The 10,615-nt window shown below is 50.2% G+C and carries 5 protein-coding genes; 1 reads left to right on the forward strand and 4 read right to left on the reverse strand.

The annotated features are described in order from the left end of the window. Positions 1 to 17: 17 nt before the first annotated feature. The 4 genes from QZ311_RS11245 to QZ311_RS11260 form a co-directional block, all read right to left on the reverse strand. A complete protein-coding gene (locus tag QZ311_RS11245) occupies positions 18 to 722 on the reverse strand; it encodes a BT_2262 family domain-containing protein (RefSeq protein WP_297067981.1) in 705 nt (234 codons plus the stop codon). Between the two features lie 28 nt (positions 723 to 750). Next, positions 751 to 2,238: a SusD/RagB family nutrient-binding outer membrane lipoprotein gene (locus QZ311_RS11250; RefSeq protein ID WP_297067984.1), complete on the reverse strand. Its 1,488-nt coding sequence runs from the start codon at positions 2,236 to 2,238 to the stop codon at positions 751 to 753. Positions 2,239 to 2,252: 14 nt separating this feature from the next. Continuing rightward, positions 2,253 to 5,483: a SusC/RagA family TonB-linked outer membrane protein gene (locus QZ311_RS11255; RefSeq protein ID WP_297067987.1), complete on the reverse strand. Its 3,231-nt coding sequence runs from the start codon at positions 5,481 to 5,483 to the stop codon at positions 2,253 to 2,255. Positions 5,484 to 5,999: 516 nt separating this feature from the next. Next, positions 6,000 to 6,431 carry a PepSY-like domain-containing protein gene (locus QZ311_RS11260; RefSeq protein ID WP_297067990.1) on the reverse strand — a complete coding sequence of 144 codons (432 nt, stop codon included), beginning with the start codon at positions 6,429 to 6,431 and terminating at the stop codon, positions 6,000 to 6,002. A 187-nt stretch (positions 6,432 to 6,618) separates the two neighbouring features. On the opposite strand from QZ311_RS11260, the gene QZ311_RS11265 reads away from it, so the two are divergent. Further along, on the forward strand, positions 6,619 to 10,500 hold the full coding sequence (locus QZ311_RS11265; RefSeq protein WP_297067993.1) for a pectinesterase family protein: 3,882 nt from the start codon (positions 6,619 to 6,621) through the stop codon (positions 10,498 to 10,500). Positions 10,501 to 10,615 lie beyond the last annotated feature (115 nt).

Below are 10,615 nucleotides of genomic sequence, written 5' to 3' on the forward strand. Positions count from 1 at the left end.
TTCAAAGGTGATTTTTGTTATTGGTTCTTGGTAGCGTTCACGATGAAATTGAAGGGATAGTCCGTGTAGCTTACATTCCATGTAATTGTTCCTGTTGCCACATCGAATTTTCCGTCTGTCAGACTGTTGGCCGAGTCGCCCCAGCCGATGAGGTAGCTGTCGACGAGGGTGATTTTGCCGTCAGAGCCGATGGTCACATTGCCGGTTAGGGCGTAGGTCGGTCCATAGCCTGAGCGATATTCATACCATCCGCCGAGGAGGTCGGAAATCTGATAGTTGCCGTTGCCGTCACCGACGACACGGAGCGGATAGCCTCCGAAATAGGTGATGCCGTTGTAGTCACGATAGCTGTCGGCACTGACAGTGTAGAATCCCGATGCCGGTTCGTCGGGGGCGGCGACAAGCACGTAGCGTGTGGCTCCTGCGCTGAAGCCGTCGGCGTTGGTGACGCTATACGTGATGGGATAATAACCGGGTTTCGGATTGCTGAAGTCAAGGTCTGTTGTGACGGTAATACGGTCGGTTACATCCTCGCCGTCGAGAGTGGCTGTTGAGCCGGGATCGGTGTATGCCTGGCCGGCAGTCACAATTTCATAGGCCGGGCCTTGGAGTTCGACCACCGGATAGTAGGTGATGTCAGTCAGCCCTTCTGTATCCTTGTCGCAAGATGTCATAGTCACCATTGCGATGGATACTGCGAATAAGGAAATATATTTTTTCATTATTGTATTCACTTTTAATTGTGGTTAATCAATTGGCCCAGAAAACGGGAGTGGCGTCACCTTTATATTCGGGTGTATTGCTGTTGCGGTTGGCGGAGCTTTCGGGATAGGGCCAGCGCTGGAGCAATTTGTTTTCGCCGAGCGACGCATTGTACATGATGGGTGTGTAGAGTGTTCCGGGAACGAGGAGTGAAGGATTGTAGGCATCGTTGAGCACATCGTAGATCTGAGCTCCAGTCACATTTCCGAACTCCGGATAGCCGAGGCGGCGCATCTCGCACCATGCTTCGAAGTTGTTCGTTCCACTGAGTGCAACCCATTTCTGTATGCCGATACATTTTTTATAATTGGCGGCATCCCACGGGTAGGCTGTCAGCACAGATTGTGTATCGCTGACTCCTGCCGAAGCAAAGGAGGCTTCGATGGCTGCCTTGTAGTGGCTTTCGGCCGATGAGGCAGAGCCGTAGCGTGCTTCATACTCTGCGAGGAAAAATTCTATTTCAGAGCGTGTGATGAAGTAGACCGGTGCATCATATGTCATGGCCGGGCGACACCAGTAGTTTGCTTTGTAGCTTGCGGTTGCCGAGAAGTTTGTGCCTGACACACCGCCGGTGTATTCTTTCTTCTCGATATTTGGGTCGAAGAAAGCTGCAAGGCGCGGGTCGTCTGCCGCATCCATTGTCATGTAGAGCGCGAGGTTGAGGATGCAGTTCTGCTGTGTGCTGCCGAAATATGTTGCAAATTCCTCCTGATAGAAAGGATTGGCCTGTCCGCTTGAATTGCTCCAGCAGCCTTTCCAGCACACGTCGGATGCCGGGAAATTGTTGGCCGACACGAGTTGAGAAAGCTGTGAGCTTACATCGGTTGCGTTGCTCATTCTCATCAGTATCCTGAGTTTAAGAGCGTTGGCCACCTTGACCCATTCGGAAGACTTTTCACCGGGAAGCAGGAAATTGGTGCAGACAGTCTCACTGCCGTTGACTTTTGCAATAGCGGCGTCAAGTTCGGCTACTATACCGGTGTAGACATCTTTGCCGTCATCATAGTGAGGGGTGAGAGTTCCCATGTCGAGGGCTTCGGAGTAGGGGATTTCACCATAGCAGTCGACGAAAGTCTGATAGGTCGCCACACGGATGACTGTCGCTGCGAGATAAGAGCCCCAGTCATTGTTCTTTTCGGCGAGAATGCGGACGGTCTCCATGTTTTGGAGAGTGCGTGTGGTGAGGTTGGAGTAGGTGGAGCTTGAACGGACCGCACTCTGTTTGAACTGGCTGTAGTCCATATAGTTGGATGTGCCGAACATCTGGGAATAATGCTGTGCGAAATATCCGCCTGTGATGCGCAGATAGTCTCCGTAGCTATTGGCGAATGCCATTTCAGCTCCCGGATAGATCATGCTTGCCGTCAGGTTTTCGACAGCCGGTGAGTTTGGACTCTGGTTTATGTCGAGATAGTCGTCACACGATGTCAGAGTCAGTGCGAAAGCCACTGCGCTTGTCAGTATGATTTTTTTCATTGTGCTGCTCTCTTTTAGAAGTTAACTTTGAGGTTAAGACCGAATGTGCGGTTCGAAGGATTGCTGTAAAGTTCTCCGAATCCGTATGCAAGGTCTCCGTAGGATGTGACCGAGGTTGTCTCGGGGTCTACATAGCGGTTGTCCTTGGCGGTCCAGATGAAGGCGTTGTTGCAGTAGGCTGTGAGCACGACGTCCTGCAAATAGATGTGTTGTAGCCATTTGCGCGGGATGTTCCAGCTGAGCGATATGTTGCGGAGTTTGGCGTATGAGCGGTTGATGAGGTAGGCCATGCCGCCGTTGCCCCAGCCGTAGTCGTTGAAATAGGTCTGGAAACTGCTGTCGGCGATGTAGATGGGAGTGGTATTTTCCGAGTAGCTTCCGTCGCCGTTAGCCACAACTGAATTCGGGATGATGAACGGACGGCGTTCGTTGTATTCGGTGACCTTACCGTTGCCTGTGAACTGCATGAGGTTCTTTGTGCGCGAGAACATCTTGCCGCCGTAGCGGATGTCGAGCGCTGCGCTGAGGGTGACACCATAGGCTGTGAACGCAGTGCTTATGCCACCTGTCCATTTGTGGTTCATCGTATAGCCTGTATATTGGATTTCGTCGGAAAGTACGGGCTGGCCGTGTGAATCGACTATCGGGCTGCCGTAATAGGGGCTTGATTTGTCGGTCACGAATTGTGGCAGGTAGGTGTAGAAAGTGCCGAGGGGCTTGCCTACTTCGGCATACATGTATACGGCGTCATTGCCGGCCGAGAAATCGTAGATGCTGACTTTGCCGCCTTCAAGCGATTCGGGCATCGAGAGCACTTTGTTGCGGTTCATTGAGAAATTGAAACCGAGTTCCCACTGGAAGTTGGGTGTCTGGACCGGGATTGTGTTGAGCATGAGTTCGACACCACGGTTACGTACTTTGCCGAAATTGGTCACCTGATAGCTGAAGCCTGTCGACGGGTCTATCGGAAGGGTGAAAATCTGGTCGTCGGTGACGCGGTTATAGTAGGTCGCGTCGAAGTCGATGCGTCCGTTGAAGAACTTCAGGTTTGTGCCCACTTCAAATTCCGATGTCATTTCGGGGCGCAGTGTGTTGCTACCCGATGTGTTGGAGGCCATGAATGCGTTGGCGCTATTGAAGGGGAATTTGATGATATAGTTGCCGTAGTAACCGTTGGTGTAGGCCTGCGCATAGTTAGTCGTGGTGTAATATGGATCGGCATCATTGCCTGTCTTGCCGTAAGCGATGCGGACTTTTCCGAACGACAGTACACTCTTGTCCTCAATGAAGCGCGTGAAAATTCCGCTGAGAGTCACACCGGGATAGAAGAATGAGTTCTTGTTGATCGGGAGAGTCGATGACCAGTCGTTGCGACCGGTTACGTCAAGAAACAGGAAATCGTCCCAGCCTAACGACAGATATCCGAACAGGCCAATCATGCGGCGTTTTCTCTGGCCTTCGCCAAGTGTGGTCCATGTCGAACCGTTGCCGAGCTGCCAGTAGCCAGTATTGATTGCGAGGTCGTCGGATTGCCCGCGCATATATGTATAGTAACGTTCGTTGACGTTGAGACCTGCGGTCACGTTGATATCGAGACGGTTGTCGAGAAATTTGTCGCTATAGTTTGCGAGGAAGTCATGGTTGAGTTCGTGAGAACGGAAATAGTAGGCATAGACCCATCCGGCCTGATTCATGTTGCTTGGGGCATATCCGTAGTCTTCGTTGATGAGTGCATCGTCAAGGTCGATTTGCGGGAAGCCCATCTTGTTGTCGTAGTCGGAGTAGTCGAGGCCGAAGCGGTAGGTGAGTGTGAGATGATTGACGGGCATTACGTCGAGCTGGATTTTACCGTAGATCTGCTTGCCTAAAGTCTCGAACTTGTTGTTTTCGAGAGCCCAGTAGGGGTTTGTGATGCCATAGGGGGTGAAGTAAGCCTCCGGGGTGTTGAAGGGGCTGTTGAGGTTCTTCATGTCGACGATAGAGATGTCACGCGGCATCTCGAAGACTCCGTCGATAACCGATGTGCCCTGATATGTTCCGACAGTGCGGGTGCGGTAGTTGGCAAAGTTCATCGAGCTTGAAACCTTGATCCATTTTTCAGGCTGGTAAGTGCCCCTGAAAGCGATTGTGTTGCGTCGGTATGAATCCTGATCGGTGGGAATCATGCCGTCTGTGCCGGTGAATCCGTATGACAGGTAATAGGTCATCGCCTTGTCCCTGCTGACACCGCTCAGCGCGATGTTGTGTTTCTGAGACCAGCCTGTGTCAAAGAAGTCACGGACATTGTTTTTCTTTGCGCTGTAGGTGTGGATGAGCTGCTGGTTGTTCCAGATCGGGCCGTAGACCTGACGGCTTCCGTCGAGTGCAGGACCCCACGAGCCGTTTTCTATATAGGTCTGGTTGCCGTTCCATCCCTGACCCCATTTATTTTGCATTTCGGGGAGGAAAGCGACACGCGATGCCTCGACATTTCCGCTGTAGGTGATGGAGTAGTTCTTGTTGTTGCCTGCGTTTCCGCTTTTGGTAGTGATGATGATTACGCCGTTTGATGCGCGCGAACCATAGAGCGACGTTGCCGCCGCGCCTTTGAGCACTGTAAGCGATGCTATATCATCGGGCGAAATATTTGTCACGCCTCCGGTCGCCACAGCGTTGCCTTGTGCGGCATAGTTGTCGTTCTGTAGGGGCACTCCGTCCACCACATAAAGAGGCTGGTTGCTGCCGTTGATAGAGCCGAGGCCACGGATGTTGACGTTGGGGGCAGCACCCGGAGCGCTGGATGTTTCCTGAATCTGTAGGCCTGCCACTTTTCCCTGAAGGGCCTGCATGACATTGTTGGTCTGTGCGCTCTCGATTTCCTTTGCGCTTACCTGTGTTGCCGAGTAGCCGAGAGATTTCTCCGAACGGGAGATGCCGAGCGCGGTGACCACGACTTCGTCGAGAATCTCGGAGTTGAGACCGAGGACGATGCGTATCTCACCCTTGGTGATGGGTACTTCCTGTGAAGTCATCCCCACGTAACTTACGCGAAGTGATTTTGCACTCTGTGGCACGTTTGCGATGACGAATTTGCCGTCGAGGTCGGTGTTTGCACCCAATTGGGTTCCCACAACCATGACGGATGCTCCCACGACGGGTTCTTCGTCGTCGCCTGAAATGACAATTCCTTTTACGGTCCTGTTCTGGGCGCTGGCGCTCAGTGTAAGGGCAAGGAGTGTCATCAGCAAGAAAAATAGCTTTTTCATACTAATTGGAATTAAACATATATAAACTGCGATAAAACTTTTATTAACATAAAAACATTAAACTATATGTGGGGCCTAATGATGATTTATTGATTGAAACAGACATTCGCAAAGCGGTATATTGTCGTTTTTATGCGTTTGTTTGTAGCAAAAAGTTATTGTTTTTGGGTTGTAGGTTTCAATTTGTTTGTTTTGCACTTTGCAAAGGAACGAATAAAAATTAATAATACCTAAAAATTACCCCCCCCGAATGTTAAAATATACTAATATAATGAGTTAATAATTCTTAAAGTGCGCGCTTCGGATACAGATAACAATATTCCAATATATGGGTTTCAGCGATTAATCGAATAATATGGACCTTTGAGCCTGATTTTAGTCTGTTATCTCATGGTAATTAAGGTGTTTGCCAAGAATCAGTGATTTTTTAATGCAGACGCAAAAAAAATAGCGCCTCATCCAGAGGGGATGAGACGCTGACCGAATGGAAATGAGATGTATTGTAATGTTATGTGCTTAGTCGAGGAATCCGAGGAATTTGTAGGTCGTGTCGAAGGCGAGTTCCTGCCCGTTGATTAGTTCGAGTTCGTAACCATATATATCGCGTGAAATCTCGTTGACTCCTGTGGTGGTTGTGAGGTCGGGTAGCTGTTCTTCAATTTCAAGAGGCACTATGCCGGCCGGAAGGACTTTTCCACGCGGGGCATCGACATCGGTCCAGTTTCCGTCGGCATCGAAATCAATTTCGAGACCGCTGGCAAACAGGACATCGTAGGACGATGAGCCCGGCGACGTCTCCTTTGTGACCTTGATGACTTCGTCTTCGCCGAAGAAATCAGAGATGAAACTCTGTGCTCTGGAGGGCAGGTCTTTTATCGGGATTCGGATATCGTCCTTGTCGTCGTCATCGGAACAGCTCCATGTCATACATGAAAATACGCACAGCATAAGTAATAAATAGATTTTTTTCATTGTAAATCGTGTTTGGTGGTATGGAAATAGTGTGTGATTACATTTTTAAACATAATTATTGCGCTTTTGTTCGGTAAACGTTCGTTAAATTTTAATTGCGCATGACTGATGTAATAATATAATTAGTATATTTGCAGCTAATTAACTAACTTAAATCATACTTATGAAACAAATCTACCGCTATCTTGCAGTGGCGACTTTCATGTCGGCCGGATGGTTCTCTCTGCCATTGTCCGGCCAGCAGCTTGGAGAGAATGATCCGGCATGCGTCGTCGAAAAGTGGAGCAATGCTTCAACTTTTCCTAAAATCATTGACATTAACTTTTCAGACACCTCATGGCCGAACACATGGGGAGACAACGGCACTGCCATTAATTGTCCGGAGTTTGATTCCGGCGTTTATGTCAATGCCGTCCTGTCAACACCGGTGCTTGGAAGTGATGGTGTGGCATATCCGGTGCTTTTCCATAACTGCACGTTTGCCACAAAAGCTTCGAGCAATGGCGCAGCGGCATCGACCGCAGCTTTTGCACGTCAATATTACGAGTTTGCAAATGCCACAACTTACAACGATTGGACACAGCCGGGCCATACGGTCTATCTGGAGGATAATATCGTCATGGAAGGAGGCAAGCCGGTCAAAGGAGAAGCAGGGTTCGTACAGATGTGTCGCAACGCATCAACCGACCGTATCAACTCGCTACACGGATGGATGGAAATCGACCATATCCCCTATGTCGAGCGCATACAGTGGTCTTGGTCCTCGACATCATGGGGCCGCGGCATAAAGTGTGACATCAAAGTCGGCGACGGTGACTGGGAGCCTCTCGTATGGATGGGTTCTGAGAAGCATAAAAGCGGATGGACAATCTTCTCGGACCAAGGCTACTTCATGGAGAACGTAATCGATAAGAAAGATGTGTCGCTCCGCTGGAGAGTGTGGGACGGCGACGGTCTTATGAATACCGAGTCGCAGGTGCAGATAGCCCCGCTTAACTGGCAGTCAATCAACCCGCTTGCCCAGCGTCAGGCTCCGCGCGTGCATAAACTTCAGATTTTCGGCGACAAAATCACTGCCGAGCAGGCCGCCTATGCAAAGGCCAATCCTGTCGGTGACGTAGGTGAGCTTTCCGACCTGTCAAAGTTCGAGGGCGGCAGCACTCCCGGAACTACAGACCCTGCTCCCGACGATGACGCGGAAATCACTCTGCTTTATGTCAATCAGGACGGCAGTGGCGATTATGCTACCATTCAGGCTGCCATCGATGCTGTGCCCGACGGCAACAGAGGAATCATCTACATAGCTCCCGGAGTCTATGACGAGAACATATATTGCGGTACAAAGCAGAAGCACGATAAATTCATCTCGCTTATCGGTGAGGATGCCGAGTCGACAATACTCACATCGTCTGTTGACAGAGGGTCGGCCAACAGTGGTAACAAATACACCGATTGCGCCGCTCTCAACGTGTTCACGTCAAGATTTTATGCCGAAAACCTGACAATCCGCAACACATCCGGCAATGTCGGACAGGCAGAGGCTCTCTATATATGTGCAGACGCACACATACTGAAAGACTGCATCCTGTCAGGCTATCAGGATACTTATAAATCCAACGTCGGTGGCCGAGGATATTTTACAGGCTGTACAATTTCGGGTGCTACCGATTTCATATATGACGGCGGTCTTGAATGGTTTGATAATTGCAAGATTGTCTGCGTGAAGGGTGGCGGTTACATCACAGCTCCGGCCGACGCTTGGCTCTCGCTCTCCCGTGTGGTATATCCCGAGCTTACTGATGCCAAGTTCTATGCCGGTCTCTTCTTCCGCGACTGCGATATCACAGCCGAGGACGGAGTGGCAGCCGGAGCTTATTATCTCGGACGCCCGTGGAAGGAGAAATCCGGTTCGATGTTCATCAAATGTCGTCTCGGCTCTCATATCAACACTCTTGGCTGGAAGAACTGGAACGGCGCTGAAAATTCATCGTCGCTCTATGAATATAAGAACACTGATGCGTCGGGCAATCTCATCGCTACCGACGGCCGTGCATCGTTCAGCCGTCAGGCCAACGACGAGGAGTTTGAGAAATATATGAATCCCGAATTCCTTTTCTCGAAAGCTTCGAAAGTTCCGTTTGATCACACTGCTATTCTTGCCGGTGTGGCTGCTCCTGAAAAATTCGTCGTCACTCCTTCGGCATTTTCTTGGGAGAGCGACGGCGCGGCAGCCGGTTATATCGTTTACCGCGACGGCAAATTTGTCAAGATTACATCTGACGCTAATTTTGATTTACCCGAAGGCGATTCAGCCTCTGACTATAGCGTAGCTGCTGTTTCGCGTCACGGAGTGACGACTGATCCTGTAAAGGTAGCCAAGTCGCAGCGTCCTCTGGCGTTCCCGACAGCTGAAGGTTTCGGCAAATATGCCACCGGTGGACGTGGCGGTAAAGTGGTTAAGGTGACCAGCCTTGCCGACGATACCTCGGAGGGCACTCTGCGCTGGGCGTTCCAGCAATATAAGGATGAGCCGATTACAATTGTGTTTGAGGTCAGCGGAGAAATCCGTCTTGCATCTGATTTGCGTGTCAACCGCAAGAACTGGACTCTTGCCGGACAGACCGCTCCCGGTGAAGGTATTGTCATCACCCACAACAAGGTCAATTTCGGCGGTTCGCAGAACTTTATCGTACGTAACCTTCGTTTCCGCGTCGGCCAGAAGAATCTTGCCGGCAGTATCAATGCCGTAAATGCCCTCGGTGCTGAAAACTGTGCCAATTTCATCATTGACCATTGCTCGTTTGGCTGGTCGGTTGAAGAAAACATGAACACTGCCGACTCTCACTTCCTGACTGTGCAATATACTATGGTTCATGAAGGCCTCTATGATGCGGGACACTCGAAGGGTGCACGCGGATATGGTTGCCAGTGGGGCGGTTCGCCTGCCACATATCACCACAATCTTCTTGCCCACAACAATTCGCGTTCGGCCCGTCTGAACGGCGCGCGCGGCGAGGACTTCGTGGTATTCATGGAATATATCAACAATGTCAACTATAATTATAACAAGCGTGGCGGATGCTACGGCGGAGAGAACACTGCCAATATTTCGTCATACAACGGTCTGAACTCGGCTCATGAATGTAACTTCATGAACAACTACTATAAGCCCGGCCCTGCATCTGACAAGAATAGGGTTGAGTTCGTGAATTCAAGCTATGCACGTAAAGGCGCTACTTCGTGGGCTCCTGCCAAGTGGTATGTCAACGGAAACATTGCCGAGGGCATAGCCGCTGCAAATGCCGACAACTGGAAGGGTATGGCTGCCGAGACCTATAAGCTTGAGGATATCCGTGTCGACGAGCGCATTGTGACAAAGACTCCGTGGTACAAATACAGTGTCGTCAGCCCGCTCGGTCAGTATGTCCCCGAAGAGTATATGCTCTATGATATCGAAAGTGCCGAAGATGCCTTTAAGACAGTCGTAGAGAAAGCCGGAACAATCAACCGTGATGCTGTGGAGAGACGTGTGGCCGCCGAAGCTGCTGAAGGCAAGGCTTCGAAGGGTAACAACGGTATCATTGACACGGAAAATGATGCTGAAGGTTTCTTTGAATATGACAAGAACTATACCGTTCCTGTCGACAGTGACGGCGACGGCATGCCCGACGAATGGGAAAAGGCAAATAATCTTGACCCGAATGTGGCCGACAACAATCGTGTGAATTCCGAGGGTTATACAGCGCTTGAAGTATATCTCAACTCTCTCATGGGCGAAGTGCTTACAAATGACTTCCAGACAAGCGGAATCGACAAGGTGATGGCCACCACAGAGGCTGTCTATGACTCGGCTTCGCATAAACTTCTTACAGGATATGAAGCCGAGGGCGCTCTCCTTGAAATCTATGGTCTTGACGGCCGTCTGGTCGAAGCCTTGAAGATAAGAGGTGGAGAAACTTCGCTTGAACATCTGAACAATGCTGTCTATCTCCTGCGCATCAGTTCTGACAACATCGCACCCGTAGTCCTCAAAATCAAGCGTTGATATAGCGCTTGGTTCTGAGTGACTGTAAAATAACGTGAGTTCGATATAAGCAATAGACTCTTCACCAATAAAACAATCAGCCATTTAGTTTTGCACTAAATGGCTGATTTTCTTG

Origin of the sequence: uncultured Duncaniella sp. (assembly GCF_910578445.1) — a bacterium.
Classification (GTDB): domain Bacteria; phylum Bacteroidota; class Bacteroidia; order Bacteroidales; family Muribaculaceae; genus Duncaniella.